This is a genomic window from Pseudomonas sp. LBUM1652 (assembly GCF_059716105.1).
Genome location: NZ_CP166804.1, coordinates 5515601 through 5532574, shown reverse-complemented (window position 1 = coordinate 5532574; position 16974 = coordinate 5515601). Strand labels below are relative to the sequence as shown.

Here is a 16974-nt window from a genome sequence, read left to right as displayed (position 1 = left end):
GCTCAAGTAACACGATCTACGTGTGACGAGGCGCCGAATACATGAGCAAAACGAGTTTTATATGACTGACAACGTAAAGAAAGTTAAGCGCAAAGGCACATTCAAAAGCGCTCCGCTGCCAGAAGTGGCCAGCTCCAACGAGCCGCTGAAGGGCGACGAGCTGGTCAAGGTTGCCGTTGCAGCCCTGGAAGACGTCAAGGCGCAAGACATCCAGATCATCGATGTGCGCGAGAAGCAGAGCATCACCGACTACATGATCATCGCCACCGGTACGTCCAACCGTCAGATCGGCGCGATGCTCGACAAGGTTCGCGAAGCCGTCAAAGCCCAAGGCGTCAAGCCACTGGGTGAAGAAGGCAAGGGCGACAGCGACTGGGTGCTGCTGGATATGGACGATGTCATCGTGCACATGATGACCGCCTCGGCTCGCCAGTTCTATGACCTGGAACGCCTGTGGGCCGGTGCCGAGCAAAGCCGTTCGGCCAGCGCTGCCCACCACAGCCCGGAAAACACCCACGAGCATTTCACCAAGCTCAACAAAGACCAGCTGTAAGGGATTGCTGTGCGACTGCGACTGATCGCCGTCGGTTCACGCATGCCCAAATGGGTGGAAGAAGGCTGGCATGAATATGCCAAGCGTCTTCCGTCCGAGCTGGCGCTGGAACTGGTGGAAATACCGCTCAATACCCGTGGCAAGAATGCCGACGTGGCCCGTTTCATCCGCCAGGAAGGCGAAGCCATGCTGGCCAAGGTCGGGCCGAACGAGCGGATCGTCACGCTGGAAGTCCACGGCAAACCCTGGAGCACCGAGCAACTGGCGGTCGAACTCGACCGCTGGCGCCTGGATTCACGCACGGTCAATTTCATGGTCGGTGGCCCGGAAGGGCTGGCGCCGGAAGTCTGTGCCCGCGCTGATCAGCGTTGGTCGTTGTCACCGTTGACGCTGCCGCACCCGCTGGTGCGGATTCTGATCGGCGAACAGTTGTACCGTGCCTGGACCGTGCTGTCCGGTCACCCTTACCACAAGTAAGCCTGCCCACATGTCTCAGCCGATCCGCATCAAGGACCACGAAAAGGACGCACGCCTGGTGCGTAGCCGCGTCGTGTTCGGGGCCATTGTGATCGTGATGCTGATTGGCGTGCTGATCGCGCGGCTGTATTTCCTGCAGGTGATCCAGTACGAGTATCACTCGACCCTGTCGGAAAACAACCGCGTACATGTGCAGCCGATTCCGCCGACGCGCGGGCTGATTTTCGACCGCAACGGCGTAGTGGTGGCGGACAACCGTCCCAGCTTCAGCCTGAGCATGACCCGTGAGCGCTCCGGCGACTGGCAGCAAGTGCTCGACGTCATCGTCGAAGTGCTGGAGCTGACGCCCGAAGACCGGGTGATCTTCGAGAAGCGCATGCGTCAGGGGCGCCGGCCGTTCGAGCCAGTGCCGATCCTGTTCGAGCTGACCGAAGAGCAGATCGCTCGTATCGCGGTGAACCAGTTCCGTCTACCGGGTGTTGAAGTGGTCGCGCAACTGGTTCGCCACTACCCGCAGGGCGCGCACTTTGCGCACTCGGTGGGTTACATGGGGCGGATCAACGAGAAAGAGCTGAAAACCCTCGATCCGGTCAACTACAGCGGCACCCACCACATCGGCAAAACCGGTATTGAACGTTTCTACGAACCGGAACTGCACGGGCAGGTGGGTTACGAAGAAGTCGAGACCAATGCCCGTGGCCGCGTCTTGCGCGTGCTCAAGCGAACCGATCCGATTCCCGGCAAGGACATCGTCCTGAGCCTGGACATCAAGTTGCAGGAAGCTGCCGAAGCCGCGCTGGGCGGGCGCCGTGGCGCGGTGGTGGCGCTTGATCCAAAGACCGGCGAAGTGCTGGCGATGGTCAGTCAGCCGAGCTTCGATCCGAACCTTTTCGTCACCGGGATCAGCTTCAAGGCCTACGCCGAGTTGCGTGACTCCATTGACCGGCCACTGTTTAACCGCGTGTTGCGCGGTCTGTACCCACCGGGTTCGACGATCAAACCGGCGGTGGCGATTGCCGGTCTCGATTCGGGCGTGGTGACGGCGTCCAGCCGGGTGTTCGACCCGGGCTACTACATGCTGCCCAACTACGACCACAAATACCGCAACTGGAACCGCACCGGTGACGGCTTCGTCGACCTCGACACGGCGATCATGCGTTCCAACGACACCTACTTCTATGATCTGGCGCACAAGCTCGGCATTGATCGGTTGTCGGCTTACATGAACAAGTTCGGCATCGGCCAGAAGGTCTCGCTGGACATGTTCGAAGAATCCCCGGGCCTGATGCCGTCCCGTGAATGGAAACGAGCGACCCGCAAGCAGGCCTGGTTCCCGGGCGAAACCCTCATCCTCGGGATCGGCCAGGGCTACATGCAGTCGACCCCGCTGCAGCTGGCTCAGGCCACGGCGCTGGTGGCGAACAAAGGCGTGTGGAACCGACCGCACCTGGCCAAATCGCTGGAAGGGGTGAAGCCGGTGGACGAAAACCCGATGCCGAACATCATTCTGCGTGATCCGTCGGACTGGACCAAGGTCAACCACGGCATGCAACAGGTCATGCATGGCGCCCGGGGTACCGCGCGAAAAGCGGCCATCGGCGCGCAATACCGGATCGCCGGCAAGTCGGGTACTGCCCAGGTGGTGGCGATCAAACAGGGCGAGAAGTACGACCGTTCCAAGGTTCAGGAGCGCCATCGCGACCACGCCTTGTTCGTCGGTTTCGCCCCGGCCGATGATCCGCGCATTGTCGTGTCTGTGATGGTCGAGAACGGGGAGTCCGGTTCCGGCGTCGCCGCCCCGGTAGTTCGTCAGGTGATGGACGCCTGGCTGCTCGATCAGGACGGACGTTTGAAGGCCGAATACGCCAGCCCAATCAGTGCGGAGGCTACGGCCCGTGATGAATAACTTTGATCGCATGCTCTCCAGTGAGGATGTGATGCGTCGCCGCGCGACGCTGCTACAAAGACTGCATATCGATGGCCCGTTGCTGATCCTGCTGCTGATCCTCGCCGCCGGCAGCCTGTTCGTGTTGTATTCGGCCAGCGGCAAGAGCTGGGATTTGCTGGCCAAACAGGCCACTTCGTTCGGCATCGGTCTGGTGTCGATGATCGTCATCGCCCAGTTTGAACCGCGCTTCATGGCCCGTTGGGTGCCGCTCGGCTACGTGATCGGCGTGGTTTTGCTGCTGGTGGTGGACATCATGGGCCACAACGCGATGGGCGCCACACGCTGGATCAACATTCCCGGGGTGATCCGCTTCCAGCCTTCGGAATTCATGAAGATCCTGATGCCGGCGACCATCGCCTGGTATCTGTCCAAACGCACTTTGCCGCCACAGCTCAAGCACGTTGGCATCAGCCTGATGCTGATCGGTGTGCCGTTCGTTCTGATCGTGCGCCAGCCGGACCTCGGCACCTCGCTGCTGATTCTGGCCGGCGGGGCGTTCGTACTGTTCATGGGCGGGCTGCGCTGGCGCTGGATCCTCAGCGTGCTGGCCGCTGCAATCCCGGTGTCGGTGGCGATGTGGTTTTTCATCATGCACGACTACCAGAAGCAACGGATCCTGACGTTCCTCGACCCGGAAAGCGATCCGCTCGGTACAGGCTGGAACATCATTCAGTCGAAAGCTGCGATCGGTTCCGGGGGCGTCTTCGGCAAGGGCTGGCTGCTCGGCACCCAGTCGCATCTGGACTTCCTGCCGGAAAGCCACACCGACTTCATCATTGCGGTATTGGGTGAAGAGTTCGGGCTGGTCGGCATCTGCGCGCTGCTTTTGATCTATCTGCTGTTGATTGGTCGGGGGCTGGTGATTACCGCTCAGGCGCAAACGCTGTTCGGCAAATTGCTCGCCGGGGCGTTGACCATGACGTTTTTTGTTTACGTTTTCGTCAACATCGGTATGGTCAGTGGCCTGTTGCCGGTCGTAGGGGTGCCGTTGCCGTTCATTAGCTACGGAGGAACTTCGCTGGTGACGCTGCTGTCAGCGTTTGGGGTTTTGATGTCGATCCATACCCATCGCAAGTGGATCGCACAGGTTTGAATAAGGTGAAGAGTTCAATGCAAGTAATGCGTGGCTGGGCGACTCGATGCGCGCCATGGGTTGGCCTGGTAGGCCTCCTGGGCAGCGTGCAGGAAGCGCTGGCCGGCGAATACGAAGGCTCGCCTCAGGTGGCCGAATTCGTCGGTGAAATGACCCGCGACTACGGTTTCGCCGGTGAGCAACTGATGGGTGTGTTCCGCGAGGCAGCGCGTAAACAGGCGATTCTCGACGCCATTTCCAGGCCCGCCGAACGGGTCAAGCAGTGGAAAGAATACCGCCCGATGTTCATCACCGACGCGCGTATCGCCCGCGGTGTGGACTTCTGGCGCCAGCACGAGGCCACGCTGGCCCGTGCCGAGCAGGAATACGGCGTGCCGGCACAAGTTATCGTGTCGATCATCGGCGTTGAGACCTTTTTCGGGCGTAATACCGGTAATTACCGGGTGATCGATGCCTTGTCCACCCTCGGTTTCGACTATCCTCCCCGTGCCGAATTTTTCCGCAAGGAACTGCGTGAGTTCCTGCTGCTGGCGCGCGAAGAGCAGGTCGATCCACTGACCCTCAAAGGTTCCTACGCGGGGGCCATGGGCCTGCCGCAATTCATGCCGAGCAGCTTTCGCGCCTATGCGGTGGATTTCGACGGTGACGGCCACATCAATATCTGGAACAACCCGGATGATGCGATCGGCAGCGTCGCGAGTTATTTCAAGCGCCACGGCTGGGTTGCCGGCGAGCCTGTGGTCAGCCGCGCCGATGTGCGCGGCGAGCAGGTCGATGAAGGCCTGACCACCGGCATCGAACCGACAAAGACCGTCGGGGAGTTGCGAGTGCTGGGCTGGTCGAGTCATGATGCGCTGCGCGATGACATGCCGGTCACTGCATTTCGCCTCGAAGGCGACAACGGCCCTGAATACTGGATGGGCCTGAAGAATTTCTACGCGATCACGCGTTATAACCGCAGCGTGATGTACGCCATGGCCGTACATCAACTGTCTGAACAGCTGGTACAAGCACGGGGCGTCAAGTAATGCGGGCATTGCCTATCAATAAACCCCTGAAGCTGGTGGCATTCACTGCGTTGGCGGTGCTGGTCGCCAGTTGTTCGACCAGCCGTACCCCGACTCAAAAAGCACCGTCTACCGCTGTGCGCGCACAGCCGGGGCTGGACATCAACCGCGCCCACAAAGATGGCGCGCCGTGGTGGGACGTCGATGTCTCGCGCATTCCTGATGCCACGCCGACCCTGCATACCGGCGCGTACAAGGCCAACCCTTACACGGTGCTGGGCAAGACCTACTTCCCGTTGCAGGAATCCAAGACGTACGTCGCTTCCGGCACCGCGTCCTGGTACGGCACCAAGTTCCACGGGCAGAACACCGCCAACGGCGAGGTCTATGACTTGTACGGCATGAGCGCCGCCCACAAGACATTGCCACTGCCAAGTTACGTTCGGGTGACCAACCTGGACAATAACCGTACGGTGATCCTGCGCGTTAACGACCGTGGGCCGTTCTACTCTGATCGCATCATTGACTTGTCCTATGCCGCCGCGAAGAAACTCGGTTACGCCGAAACCGGCACCGCGCGGGTCAAGGTCGAAGGCATCGATCCACAGCAATGGTGGGCCGCCAAGGGCCGTCCGGCGCCTTTGATGCTCAACGAGCCGCAAGTCGCGCAGAATAGCGCCCCGGTGATCACGGCTTCAGCCGGCACCGTCGAGCAATGGACTCCGCCGCCGCAGCAACACGCCGCGGCTGTTGTGCCAGTTCAGCTCGACGCAAAAAAAAACGCTTCTGCAACAGCGTCTGGCCAGTATCTGCAGGTGGGCGCGTTCGCCAACCCGGACGCTGCAGAACTCCTGAGGTCGAAGCTCAGCGGGATGGTGAGCGCTCCGGTGTTCATCAGCTCGATCGTGCGCAATCAGCAGACCCTGCACCGGGTACGCCTGGGGCCGATCGGCTCGCCGGGTGAAATTGCCCAGGTCCAGAACAGCGTGCGCCTGGCCAACCTTGGTTCGCCAAGTGTGGTCACCGAGTAAGTAATACGTAGGACTTGATTGACGATTCACCAGCGATTGGGGGGTGAATCAGGTTGTTGGCTCGTCGAAGAACAAAAGCCCGGCAAGGGTGACTGGAGTGAGCAACTGAACACGCGATAACCCGTTAGAAGGTTATTTGATTAGTTTTTGCCCTTGGGCAAGTTTCCATTAGCGATTTCGAGAGACGGATGAACATCACCACCTTTGCCAAACGCCTGTGTCTGCTAGTCCCGCTGCTCCTCTCGCCAGCCGCCTTCGCGGCCGAGATGATGCCATCGCCACCACAACTGGCCGCCAAGGCTTACGTGCTCATGGACGCCAGCAGCGGCAACGTGCTGGTCGAGAACAACGGTGACCAGCGTCTGCCGCCGGCCAGCCTGACCAAACTGATGACCGCGTACATCGCTACGCTGGAAATCCGTCGTGGCCAGATCGGTGAAAACGATCCGGTGACTGTCAGCGAAAACGCCTGGCGTACCGGCGGTTCGCGGATGTTCATCAAAGTCGGCTCGCAGGTGACTGTCAGCGACCTGCTGCACGGCATCATCATCCAGTCCGGCAACGACGCCAGCGTGGCGCTGTCCGAGCACATCGCCGGCAGCGAAGACGCGTTCGCCGACCTGATGAACAAGACTGTCACCGATCTGGGCATGACCAACTCCCACTTCATGAACCCGACCGGTCTGCCGAACCCTGAGCACTATTCGTCGGCGCACGACATGGCGATCCTGGCTCGCGCGATCATCCACGAAGACCCGGCTCACTACGCGATCTACTCGCAGAAAGAGTTCTTCTGGAACGGCATCAAACAGCCTAACCGCAACCTGTTGCTGTGGCGCGACAAGACCGTCGACGGTCTGAAAACCGGTCACACCGACGAAGCCGGCTACTGCATGGTGTCCTCGGCTGTACGTGATGGCCAGCGTCTGATCGCCGTAGTGTTCGGTACCAACAGCGAAGTGGCTCGTGCCGCTGAAACCCAGAAGCTGCTGACCTACGGTTTCCGCTTCTTCGAAACCCAGACCTTCTATCAGAAGGGCACCGAACTGGCTCAGGCCCCGGTGTGGAAAGGCACCACCAATCAAGTCAAGGCCGGCCTGGCTCAAGACTTGACCATGACTCTGCCGAAAGGCCAGCTGAAGAAGCTCGCTGCCAGCATGACCATGAACCCGCAACTGACCGCGCCAATCGCCAAGGGCGACGTGATCGGTAAAGTCGAAGTCAAACTGGAAGACAAGGTGGTGCACAGCGCCGACCTGATCGCTCTGGATGGCGTCGAGGAGGGTGGTATCTTCCGCCGCATGTGGGATAGCATCCGTCTATTCTTCTACGGCTTGTTCAACTGATTTGTGTTGACCTGCATGGCCTCGCCCCGATCCGGTGCGGGGCCATGCGCGTTACCACGGCTTAAGAGGCCGTTACGCCATGACCGATACCGAAGTAAAGGCGCCAAAGATCGAATTCCCTGCCACTGACTACCCGGTTAAGGTGATCAGCGACACGGGTGTTGGCAACAAAGACAAGATTATCGACATCGTCAAAAAGCACGCGACCATAAATGATGAGCGCATCGACGAGCGTCAAAGCACCAACGGCAAGTACACCACCATCCAGCTTCACATCATCGCCACCGGTCAAGACCAGCTGTACGACATCAACAGCGAGCTGCGGGCTACCGGTTTCGTGCACATGGTGTTGTGATGCCGGGCACGCTGGGCTTTCGTGAGCTCGGCCAGATGGCTTACGAGCCGGTCTGGCATGCCATGCAGCGTTTTACCAACGAACGCGGCAGCGATGCCGCCGACGAAATCTGGCTCGTCGAACACCCGCCGGTGTTCACTCAGGGCCAGGCCGGCAAGGCCGAACACTTGTTGCTGCCGGGAGATATCCCGGTGGTGCAGGTCGATCGCGGCGGCCAGGTGACCTACCATGGCCCCGGGCAACTGGTGGCTTATCTGTTGCTGGATGTACGCAAGCTGGGTTTCGGCGTGCGTGATCTGGTCAGCCGCATGGAGCTTTGCCTGATCGAACTGCTGGCCAGCTACGGCGTGACCGCCGCGGCCAAGCCAGATGCTCCCGGCGTGTACGTCGATGGAGCGAAAATCGCTTCTCTGGGTTTGCGGATTCGCCACGGTTGTTCCTTTCATGGCCTGGCCCTGAACGTGGATATGAACCTGGAACCGTTTCGACGGATTAATCCCTGCGGCTACGCCGGGCTGGCGATGACCCAGCTGAGCGACCATGCAGGATCGATTGAATTTGCCGAGGTAAGTGCCCGGCTGCGCGCGCAGCTCGTCAAACACCTCGACTATGCTGAGCAGACGACCCTGACGGGCGGAATCGACTGATATGACTACTGATGCAGTGCAAACCATGATCCCGACGCTCGACGTGACCGAGCGCCCGGCCCCGCGTCCCAAGGTTGAAGCCGGCGTCAAGCTGCGCGGCGCCGAGAAGGTTGCACGCATCCCGGTAAAGATCATTCCGACCACCGAGCTGCCGAAGAAGCCTGACTGGATTCGTGTACGCATCCCGGTTTCGCCGGAAGTCGACCGTATCAAGAGCCTGCTGCGCAAACACAAACTGCACAGCGTCTGCGAAGAAGCCTCCTGCCCGAACCTGGGCGAGTGCTTCTCCGGTGGCACCGCGACCTTCATGATCATGGGTGACATCTGCACCCGTCGCTGCCCGTTCTGTGACGTTGGCCACGGTCGTCCGAAACCACTGGACGTCAACGAGCCGGAAAGCCTGGCCATCGCCATCGCCGACCTCAAGCTCAAGTACGTGGTGATCACCTCGGTTGACCGCGACGACCTGCGTGACGGCGGTGCCCAGCACTTTGCCGACTGCATCCGCGAAATCCGCAAACTGTCGCCGAATGTGCAATTGGAAACCCTGGTCCCGGACTACCGTGGCCGCATGGACGTCGCCCTGGAAATCACCGCGGCCGAGCCGCCGGATGTGTTCAACCACAACCTCGAAACCGTGCCGCGCCTGTATAAGGCTGCGCGTCCGGGTTCGGACTACCAGTGGTCGCTGACCCTGCTGCAACGCTTCAAGCAGATGATGCCGCACATTCCGACCAAGTCCGGCCTGATGCTGGGTCTGGGCGAGACCGACGAAGAAGTCATCGAAGTCATGAAGCGCATGCGCGAACACGACATCGACATGCTGACGCTGGGCCAGTACCTGCAACCATCGCGCAGCCACTTGCCGGTGCAGCGTTTCGTGCACCCGGACACCTTCGCCTGGTTCGCCGAGGAAGGTTACAAGATGGGCTTCAAGAACGTTGCGTCCGGTCCGTTGGTGCGTTCTTCGTACCACGCCGACGAGCAGGCGAAGCTGGTCAAGGCTGAGCTGCTGGGTTCCTGATTTCTGCGCTGAACTGAAAAATGCCCGCCGAGGCTTCAACGCCAGGCGGGCATTTTTTTGCCTGTCCTACAACACGCAGCCACTTTTCCTGCGAGCCGTGGAGGAGCAAAGCCTCTTCTGTTTATCGCGGTTCCTGACTACTGTGTGCCCATGACTTTATACGCGGAGACTCATGGATGACTGTTCGACCGACCCACACACTTTGTCCTTATCGTGCCGTGCCAGCGCTGCCGTCCGAGGGACTGATCGGCGTTATCGCACCCGCCGGCCCCGGCGTCCTCGACACCGACAAGGCTGTGCAGTGGATGCGCGCCCGGGGTTATGGACTGCGTGTGTTTCCCGGAGTCTATGAAAAAGACGGCTATCTGGCTGGCAGTGATGACGTGCGGCTTAACGATCTGCATGCCGCGTTCGCCGATCCCGAGGTCGACGCGATCATCTGCTTGCGCGGTGGCTACGGTACACCGCGACTGCTGGATCGGATCGACTTCGATCTGTTGAGTCGCAATGCCAAGCCGTTTGTCGGCTACAGCGACATCACCGCGTTGCATCTGGCCATCAGTCGTTACGCGGGTTTCGTCACCTTTCACGGGCCGTTGCTCAATGCCGACCTGTTGGGTGACAAGGAGCCGCCGACCGTCACTTCATTCTTTGCCATGCTGCGCGGTCAACTGAAAGCGGGCAGTGTGCTCAGCCATCCCGTGGCCTATCCGTTGACCACGGTCGAGCCAGGTATTGCTCACGGGCGCTTGCTCGGCGGCAATCTGGCGATGATCGCAGCGACGTTGGGTACGCCTTACGAAATCGACGTCGAGGGGGTCATTCTGCTGATCGAGGATATCAACGAGCCGTTGTATCGCATCGACCGCTTGCTGACCCAGATGCGTCTGGCCGGTAAGTTGGCCAAGTTGCGCGGGGTGTTGGTCGGGGATATCGCGGGAGTTGATGTCGAGGCGTTGAATCGCTTGCTCAAGCAGACCTTTGAACCGTTGCGGATTCCGGTGCTGTCCGGGTGGCGCAGCGGGCATTGTGATCCGAACCTGACGTTGCCACTGGGTGCGCTGGTGCGGCTGGATGCGGGGAAGAAAGAGTTGATGCTGGAGCAGGATGTGGTGGTTCGACGGTAGTCCGGGTGATACAAAAAAGATCGCAGCCTGCGGTAGCTTCTACAGAAATCGGTGTAGAAGTTGCCGCAGGCTGCGATATTTTGATTCTGCTTTACTGCGTACGCAGGCTCTCGAGCAGCTTGTGCGTCGGATACCCGTCCGCTGGCCAGCCAAACGACTGCTGAGCACTGCGGATTGCCTTGCGCGTATTCGCGCCGATAATCCCGTCCGCCGCGCCGGCATCGTAGTTGCGGGCACTCAGCAAGGTTTGCAATTCGATCCGCTCGGTGCGGCTCAGCGGCAAGTCATCTTTCGGCCAGGTGCCATTGATCAGACCACCGCCATCGAAGCGCTCGGACAACAAACTCACGGCCAAGGCGTACGACGAAGAGTTGTTGTATTTGAGGATCGCCCGGAAGTTGTCAAGGATCAGGAAGGCCGGGCCACGATAACCGGCCGGCAGCAACAGGGCGGCGGACAGCTGTTCGGAACCTGCGGGTACCTGACCGCCATTGGGCAGGGTCACACCCAACTGACGCCATTCGGCGACGCTTTTACGAATCGCACCGTCCGCCAGCGTGTAGTTGAAGCTGCTCGGCAGTAGCACCTCGAAACCCCAAGGCTGGCCGCGCTGCCAGCCAGAGCTTTGCAGGTAGTGCGCAGTCGAGGCCAGGGCGTCGGCCGGGCTACCCCAGATGTCGCGGCGACCGTCACCGTCGAAATCCACTGCGTGGGTGTTGTAGGTGGTCGGAATGAACTGGGTCTGGCCCATCGCGCCGGCCCAGGAACCGAGCATCTTCTCGGGTGTGATATCGCCTTGTTGCAGAATTTGTAGCGCGGCGATCAATTGCGCGTGTGCAAAGCCCGGACGGCGGCCTTCGTAGGCGAGGGTGGCCAGCGAGTTGATCACCGATTTGCTGCCCTGGAATTGACCGAAGTTACTTTCCATACCCCACACCGACACCAGTGCCTGACGATCAACGCCATAACGCTGTTCGATGCTTTGCAGAATGTCGGCGTACTGGTTGATCAGCGCCTGGCCTTTGCGTACTCGCAGCGGCGATAGCGCGCCATCGAGGTATTCCCAGACCGGGCGGGAGAACTCTGGCTGGCTGCGATCGGCACGAATCACGCTGGCGTCGAAGCTGACGTTGGCAAACGCACGATCGAACAGATCGGAGCGGATCCCGGCGGCGAGCGCATCCTTGCGAAAACCCGCCTGCCATTCGGCAAAGGACTGGGTCGGCTGAAGGTCGAGAGGGTCGGCGGACGGCACTACCGGCGGAATGATCGCTGGGGCCGTGGCGACAGGGGCCGCTTGAAGAGGTTGCGCGTCGGCGGCGGTAGGTTTTTCCGCACAGGCAACAAGCAGGATGAAACTTGTGGCAGCAACCAATTGGCGAACAGGCCAACGATGGGAAAGACAAAAGGGCATGCACAGGTCCAGAGGATACGAATCAGGTGCAGACCTTAACATGACCGGGGGGTACTGTGCTTCAGGCAGCCAGAAAGTAAGAAGCCTCCCAGTTGTCAGACTGGAAGGCTTCGCGGCGGTAGCTGCCTTTACCCTTGGTTGGTCGTTCCTGGCGACTGCGGAACAGGGGTTGGGCGATGATGGATTTGGCCTTGTTCGGGCCATGTTTCGATGGCTTTTTGCTCATGAGGGTTCTCTTGGGTGAGTGGGTTTTGCGGGGGAAATAATCTGCCGATGTCGGGCGTCTGTCTATAGGGCAAATGCAGGTCGTTTTGTAGGAAAACAAGATCAAAAGATCGCAGCCTTCGGCGGCTCCTACAAGGATTGGTGTAGGAGCTGCCGAAGGCTGCGATCTCTTGATCTTATTCGGCAGGCAATGACAAACGTTGGCCAGCCATCAACAGTGCCAACCGACTCAGACTCATCCACGGTGATCCGGCCGCCTGGCCCTTGATCTGTGCATCGATGCGCTGGGCCTCCAGCAACAACTGCGCCCAGCGTTGCGCCGAGTAGCGTTGCAGGGCTTTGCTCATCAACGGTTTGCGCTTGTCCCAGACCGGCGGTTTGGACTGGCTGAAGGCCTTGTCCAGCGGCGTGCCCTGGCTGTACTGCAGCGAGATATTGGCCAGCAGGCGCAACTCCCGCGCCAGCGCCCAGAGAATCACCGGCGGTTCGACACCTTCACCGCGCAGCCCTTCGAGCATGCGCAGGGCGTGAGCCGGTTCGCCGTTGAGTACGGCATCGGTCAGGCCAAACACATCGAAGCGCGCACTGTCCGCCACAGCGGCCTGCACGGTTTCGACGGTGATCTGGCCGCCTTCGGCCATCAGCTTGAGCTTTTCGATTTCCTGCGCGGCGGCGAGCAGGTTGCCCTCGACACGCGCGGCAATCAGTTCGACGGCGTCCTGGCTGGCCGACAACCCGGCCTGAGACAAGCGCTGACGAATCCAGCTTGGCAGTTGATTGGCATCCACCGGCCAGATCTGGATGAACTGGGTTTGCTGGCCTTCAACCAGTGCCTTGCCCCACTTGGTCTTCTGCGCGCTGCCGTCGAGCTTGGGCAGGCTGATCAGCAGGACGGTGTCTTCGGCAGGACGTGAGCAGTACTCGATGAAGGCGGCAGCACCCTTGTCACCGGGTTTTCCCGACGGAAGACGCAGTTCCAGCAGGCGCTTTTCAGCAAACAACGACATGCTCGCGCCGGCCTGCAACAACGTGCCCCAATCGAAACTGGCGTCGGCGGCGAAGACCTGGCGTTCGTCGAAACCTTGCTGGCGGGCAGCAAGGCGGATGGCATCGGCGGCTTCCTGACATAGCAGAGGGTCATCGCCGCTGATGATGTAGACCGGCGCAAGGGCGCCTTGCAGGTGTTTGCCGAGTTGAGCGGGAGCGAGCTTCATAAGAGCAATCGAACGGGGCGCCTGAGCGCCCCGAACGTCTTACTGCTGCGGAACTTCGAGCGGCGACTGACGCGGGGTTTCCGCTTCAGCCTTTTGCGCCGCTTCCAGCGCGTCGGCTTCTGCCTTGGCGCGGTTATTGGCAGCCTGCTGCAGTTGCTCCAGTTGACCCGGGGTCAGCTGTTGCAGACGCAGCATCATGCGCTGAACCAGCTCGCGACGAATATCGCGACGGGCGTCGTTGGCTTCCTGATCGGAGCCGACGAGGTTGTTGCCGTCGTGGATAAACACTTTCTGCACTTCAAGCTTGTCGCTCAGCAGCGAAAGGTTTTTGTCGCCACGGATGTCGTAGCTCAGGACGGTGTTGACCTGATACTCGCCCGTACGACCGGCACCGGCGTAGCTGAGGATACGCTGGCTTTCCTGCTCGTCAGCCAGGTACAGCTTGTAAGGCGCGCCGCTGTAAATCTTGACGCCGCTGGATTCCAGTACCTGACGCAGTTGGGTGACGGTCTCGCCGTAGGCGTTACGCGCACTCAGGTCGAGTTCCTTGATGGTCAGTTCGGTGGTGCCAGTGCCGCGCAGCTGGAAACCGCAGGCGCTCAACAGGACGGCGAGGCCCATCACCAGCAGATTGCGTTTGATCATTGTGTTGCTCCCCTTGAAACCATGTGGGCCGTTCATGCGGCCCGAAAGGTTTTACTGGGCGCCAGGCACACCTGACGCCCGATCCAATTAGCTGGCGACGATATTGACCAGTTTCCCGGGCACTACGATCACTTTACGAATAGTCAGGCCATCGACGAACCGCAGCACGTTGTCGTTGGCACGAGCAGCGGCTTCGACTTCTTCGCGAGTCGCGCTGGCCGGCATTTCGATCTGACCGCGCAGCTTGCCGTTGACCTGGATGACCAGGGTCAGGCTGTCCTGCACCAGCGCAGTCTCGTCCACTGCTGGCCAGCCAGCGTCGATCACCGGATCGGCGTGGCCCAGTCGGTTCCACAGCTCATGGCTGATGTGCGGTGTGATCGGCGCCAGCAGCAACGTCACGGCTTCCAGACCTTCCTGCACCAGTGCGCGATCCTGTTCGGTGCCTTGCGCGGCTTTTTCCAGCACGTTCATCAGCGTCATCACCTGAGCGATGGCGGTGTTGAATTTGTGGTTCTGGCCGACGTCGTGGCTGGCCTGCTTGATGGCCAGGTGGATCGCACGGCGAACGGCTTTCTGCTCGTCGTTCAGGCCCGCAACATCCAGTTTGCCTGGCAGGCCCTGAGATACGTGGGCCTGCGCCAGACGCCAGACACGCTTGAGGAAACGGTGCGAACCCTCGACGCCGGAGTCGGACCATTCCGCGCTCATGTCAGGTGGCGAGGCGAACATCATGAACAGGCGGCAGGTGTCGGCACCGAACTGGTCGATCATGGACTGTGGGTCAACGCCGTTGTTCTTCGACTTGGCCATCTTCTCGGTGCCGCCGATTTCCACCGGCAGACCGTCGGCAATCAGCTTGGCGCTGATGACTTTGGCCTTGCTGTCACGTTCCAGTTCGACGTCCGCCGGGTTGAACCAGGTGTAGGCACCGTTGGCTTCGCGACGATAGTAAGTCTCGGCGATTACCATGCCCTGGGTCAGCAGATTCTTGAACGGCTCGTTGGAGCTCACCAGACCTTCGTCACGCATCAGCTTGTGGAAGAAGCGCGCGTAGAGCAGGTGCAGGATCGCGTGTTCGATACCGCCAATGTACTGATCAACCGGCAGCCAGTGGTCGGCCGCGGATTTTTCCACCAGGCCACCTTCAAAGTGCGGCGAGGCGTAGCGGGCGTAGTACCACGAGGACTCGACGAAGGTGTCCATGGTGTCGGTTTCACGCTTGGCAGGCTGGCCGCATTTCGGGCAGCTGCACTCGTAAAACTCGGGCATGCGTGCCAGCGGCGAACCGGCGCCGTCCGGCACCACGTCTTCCGGCAGTACAACTGGCAATTGGTCTTCCGGCACCGGCACGTCACCGCACGCATCGCAGTGGATGATCGGGATCGGGCAGCCCCAGTAGCGCTGACGGCTGATGCCCCAGTCGCGCAGACGGAACTGAGTGCGCGAAGCGCCCAGTTCTTTCTTGATCAGTGCGACTTCGATGGCGTCGAACGCGCCGGCGAAGTCCAGACCGTCGAACTCAGCGGAGTTGATCAGCGTGCCGTGCTCGCCGTAGGCGTCTTGCCACGGGGCCGGGTTGGTGTCGCCGGAGCTGGTACGCACCACCGATTTCACCGGCAGGTTGTACTTGTGGGCGAATTCGAAGTCGCGCTCGTCGTGAGCCGGCACAGCCATTACTGCGCCATCGCCGTAATGCATCAATACATAGTTGGCGACCCATACCGGGAGTTTTTCACCGGTCAGCGGGTGCTCGACGAACAGGCCGGTCGGCAGGCCTTTTTTCTCTTGAGTGGCGACGTCGGCTTCGGCAACGCTGCCGCCCTTGCATTCAGCGATGAATGCTTGCAGCTCATGGTTGTTCTGCGCAGCCTGGGTGGCCAGCGGGTGTTCGGCGGCCACGGCGACGTAGGTCGCGCCCATCAGGGTGTCCGGACGGGTAGTGAAGACTTTCAGGGTGCCGGCTTCGCCGATGGAATCGACGTTGTACGGGAACTGCACTTCCATGCCGCGGGATTTGCCGATCCAGTTGCGCTGCATGGTCTTGACCTGTTCAGGCCAGCCAGTCAGTTCGTCGAGGCTCTCCAGCAGCTCATCCGCGTAAGCGGTGATCTTGAAGTAGTACATCGGGATTTCGCGCTTTTCGATCAGAGCGCCGGAACGCCAGCCGCGACCGTCGATTACCTGTTCGTTGGCCAGAACGGTCTGATCGATCGGGTCCCAGTTCACGGTGCCGTTTTTACGGTAGATCACGCCTTTTTCGAACAGGCGAGTGAACAGCCATTGTTCCCAGCGGTAGTAATCCGGCTTGCAGGTGGTGACTTCGCGCGACCAGTCCACCGCCAGGCCCAGGCTGCGCAGCTGGGTTTTCATGTAGGCGATGTTTTCGTAGGTCCATTTGGCCGGCGCGACGTTGTTTTTCATCGCGGCGTTTTCTGCCGGCATGCCGAAGGCGTCCCAACCCATCGGTTGCAGAACGTTCTTGCCTTGCATGCGCTGATAGCGGGAGATCACGTCGCCGATGGTGTAGTTGCGCACGTGCCCCATGTGTAGTTTGCCGCTGGGGTAAGGGAACATCGACAGGCAGTAGAAAGTCTCCTTGCCTGGCTGTTCACTGACTTCAAAGGACTTTTGCTCGTCCCAGAACGACTGGGCGGCGGCTTCGATTTCACGGGGCTGATATTGTTCGTGCATGGCTACTTTTGTACTGGATATGGGTGGCCTAATCCTCTTCAACGCGGCATCGGGATGGCCCGGACGAGCTGGAAGTGGAATGACAGGAAGCGCCGTAGCATACATGACCGCGCTTGGCCTAGGGAAACCCTGATTACAGCTGTTTGGCCCGGTAAATACGTGGCGAGGGCCGTT

Annotated in this window: 16 protein-coding genes; 11 read left to right on the top strand and 5 right to left on the bottom strand. The window is 60.3% G+C overall.

Features of this window, described 5'->3' with window-relative positions; all coding sequences use genetic code 11:
- Nucleotides 1-61: 61 nt before the first annotated feature.
- From rsfS to ACA069_RS24945, 11 genes are all read left to right on the top strand, one after another.
- Nucleotides 62-553 carry a ribosome silencing factor gene (rsfS, locus tag ACA069_RS24995; protein WP_401269023.1) on the top strand — a complete coding sequence of 164 codons (492 nt, stop codon included), beginning with the start codon at nt 62-64 and terminating at the stop codon, nt 551-553.
- A 9-nt stretch (nt 554-562) separates the two neighbouring features.
- On the top strand, nt 563-1030 hold the full coding sequence (gene rlmH / locus ACA069_RS24990; protein ID WP_003185785.1) for a 23S rRNA (pseudouridine(1915)-N(3))-methyltransferase RlmH: 468 nt from the start codon (nt 563-565) through the stop codon (nt 1028-1030).
- A 10-nt stretch (nt 1031-1040) separates the two neighbouring features.
- Nucleotides 1041-2936, top strand: a complete 1896-nt coding sequence (gene mrdA, locus ACA069_RS24985) for a penicillin-binding protein 2 (RefSeq protein ID WP_187678820.1) — start codon at nt 1041-1043, stop codon at nt 2934-2936.
- A 31-nt stretch (nt 2937-2967) separates the two neighbouring features.
- On the top strand, nt 2968-4071 hold the full coding sequence (rodA, locus tag ACA069_RS24980; RefSeq protein WP_187678843.1) for a rod shape-determining protein RodA: 1104 nt from the start codon (nt 2968-2970) through the stop codon (nt 4069-4071).
- 17 nt (nt 4072-4088) lie between these two features.
- The gene (gene mltB, locus ACA069_RS24975; protein WP_401269021.1) at nt 4089-5099 is read left to right on the top strand and encodes a lytic murein transglycosylase B; all 1011 of its coding nucleotides are present in this window, start codon (nt 4089-4091) and stop codon (nt 5097-5099) included.
- A complete protein-coding gene (locus ACA069_RS24970) occupies nt 5099-6109 on the top strand; it encodes a septal ring lytic transglycosylase RlpA family protein (protein WP_401269019.1) in 1011 nt (336 codons plus the stop codon). The genes mltB and ACA069_RS24970 overlap by 1 nt, the downstream gene beginning before the upstream one ends.
- Before the next feature lie 188 nt (nt 6110-6297).
- Nucleotides 6298-7455 carry a D-alanyl-D-alanine carboxypeptidase family protein gene (locus tag ACA069_RS24965; RefSeq protein ID WP_187678823.1) on the top strand — a complete coding sequence of 386 codons (1158 nt, stop codon included), beginning with the start codon at nt 6298-6300 and terminating at the stop codon, nt 7453-7455.
- A gap of 79 nt (nt 7456-7534) precedes the next feature.
- Entirely contained in the window at nt 7535-7810 is a 276-nt protein-coding gene (locus ACA069_RS24960; RefSeq protein WP_401269017.1) for a DUF493 domain-containing protein, read from the top strand.
- Nucleotides 7810-8457: a lipoyl(octanoyl) transferase LipB gene (lipB, locus tag ACA069_RS24955; protein ID WP_008087909.1), complete on the top strand. Its 648-nt coding sequence runs from the start codon at nt 7810-7812 to the stop codon at nt 8455-8457. Before ACA069_RS24960 ends, lipB begins: the two co-directional genes overlap by 1 nt.
- A gap of 25 nt (nt 8458-8482) precedes the next feature.
- On the top strand, nt 8483-9481 hold the full coding sequence (gene lipA / locus ACA069_RS24950; protein ID WP_161986515.1) for a lipoyl synthase: 999 nt from the start codon (nt 8483-8485) through the stop codon (nt 9479-9481).
- Nucleotides 9482-9657: 176 nt separating this feature from the next.
- Nucleotides 9658-10608, top strand: a complete 951-nt coding sequence (locus ACA069_RS24945; RefSeq protein WP_497615413.1) for a S66 peptidase family protein — start codon at nt 9658-9660, stop codon at nt 10606-10608.
- Nucleotides 10609-10699: 91 nt separating this feature from the next.
- Here the strand turns inward: ACA069_RS24945 and ACA069_RS24940 are convergent, their stop codons facing one another.
- The 5 genes from ACA069_RS24940 to leuS form a co-directional block, all read right to left on the bottom strand.
- Complete coding sequence (locus ACA069_RS24940) at nt 10700-12022, bottom strand: lytic murein transglycosylase (protein WP_497615412.1); 1323 nt, start codon at nt 12020-12022, stop codon at nt 10700-10702.
- A gap of 61 nt (nt 12023-12083) precedes the next feature.
- Nucleotides 12084-12248: an alternative ribosome rescue factor ArfA gene (arfA, locus tag ACA069_RS24935; protein ID WP_047602548.1), complete on the bottom strand. Its 165-nt coding sequence runs from the start codon at nt 12246-12248 to the stop codon at nt 12084-12086.
- A 175-nt stretch (nt 12249-12423) separates the two neighbouring features.
- Nucleotides 12424-13461, bottom strand: coding sequence for a DNA polymerase III subunit delta (gene holA, locus ACA069_RS24930; protein ID WP_401269007.1), 1038 nt, complete (start codon nt 13459-13461; stop codon nt 12424-12426).
- A 39-nt stretch (nt 13462-13500) separates the two neighbouring features.
- Nucleotides 13501-14106 (bottom strand): LPS-assembly lipoprotein LptE, encoded by a 606-nt coding sequence (locus ACA069_RS24925; protein WP_401269004.1) that lies wholly within the window; start codon nt 14104-14106, stop codon nt 13501-13503.
- Between the two features lie 87 nt (nt 14107-14193).
- Nucleotides 14194-16800, bottom strand: a complete 2607-nt coding sequence (leuS, locus tag ACA069_RS24920) for a leucine--tRNA ligase (RefSeq protein WP_489879927.1) — start codon at nt 16798-16800, stop codon at nt 14194-14196.
- Between the last annotated feature and the right edge of the window lie 174 nt (nt 16801-16974).

What these genes read in the sequence shown, in the direction of transcription:
- leuS (WP_489879927.1), bottom strand. Translation starts at nt 16,800, where the DNA reads ATGCACGAACAATATCAGCCCCGTGAAATCGAAGCCGCCGCCCAGTCG.
- rodA (WP_187678843.1), top strand. Translation starts at nt 2,968, where the DNA reads ATGCGTCGCCGCGCGACGCTGCTACAAAGACTGCATATCGATGGCCCG.
- rsfS (WP_401269023.1), top strand. Translation starts at nt 62, where the DNA reads ATGACTGACAACGTAAAGAAAGTTAAGCGCAAAGGCACATTCAAAAGC.
- ACA069_RS24970 (WP_401269019.1), top strand. Translation starts at nt 5,099, where the DNA reads ATGCGGGCATTGCCTATCAATAAACCCCTGAAGCTGGTGGCATTCACT.
- mltB (WP_401269021.1), top strand. Translation starts at nt 4,089, where the DNA reads ATGCAAGTAATGCGTGGCTGGGCGACTCGATGCGCGCCATGGGTTGGC.
- ACA069_RS24965 (WP_187678823.1), top strand. Translation starts at nt 6,298, where the DNA reads ATGAACATCACCACCTTTGCCAAACGCCTGTGTCTGCTAGTCCCGCTG.
- lipA (WP_161986515.1), top strand. Translation starts at nt 8,483, where the DNA reads ATGATCCCGACGCTCGACGTGACCGAGCGCCCGGCCCCGCGTCCCAAG.
- ACA069_RS24960 (WP_401269017.1), top strand. Translation starts at nt 7,535, where the DNA reads ATGACCGATACCGAAGTAAAGGCGCCAAAGATCGAATTCCCTGCCACT.
- ACA069_RS24925 (WP_401269004.1), bottom strand. Translation starts at nt 14,106, where the DNA reads ATGATCAAACGCAATCTGCTGGTGATGGGCCTCGCCGTCCTGTTGAGC.
- holA (WP_401269007.1), bottom strand. Translation starts at nt 13,461, where the DNA reads ATGAAGCTCGCTCCCGCTCAACTCGGCAAACACCTGCAAGGCGCCCTT.
- ACA069_RS24945 (WP_497615413.1), top strand. Translation starts at nt 9,658, where the DNA reads ATGACTGTTCGACCGACCCACACACTTTGTCCTTATCGTGCCGTGCCA.
- ACA069_RS24940 (WP_497615412.1), bottom strand. Translation starts at nt 12,022, where the DNA reads ATGCCCTTTTGTCTTTCCCATCGTTGGCCTGTTCGCCAATTGGTTGCT.
- lipB (WP_008087909.1), top strand. Translation starts at nt 7,810, where the DNA reads ATGCCGGGCACGCTGGGCTTTCGTGAGCTCGGCCAGATGGCTTACGAG.
- mrdA (WP_187678820.1), top strand. Translation starts at nt 1,041, where the DNA reads ATGTCTCAGCCGATCCGCATCAAGGACCACGAAAAGGACGCACGCCTG.
- arfA (WP_047602548.1), bottom strand. Translation starts at nt 12,248, where the DNA reads ATGAGCAAAAAGCCATCGAAACATGGCCCGAACAAGGCCAAATCCATC.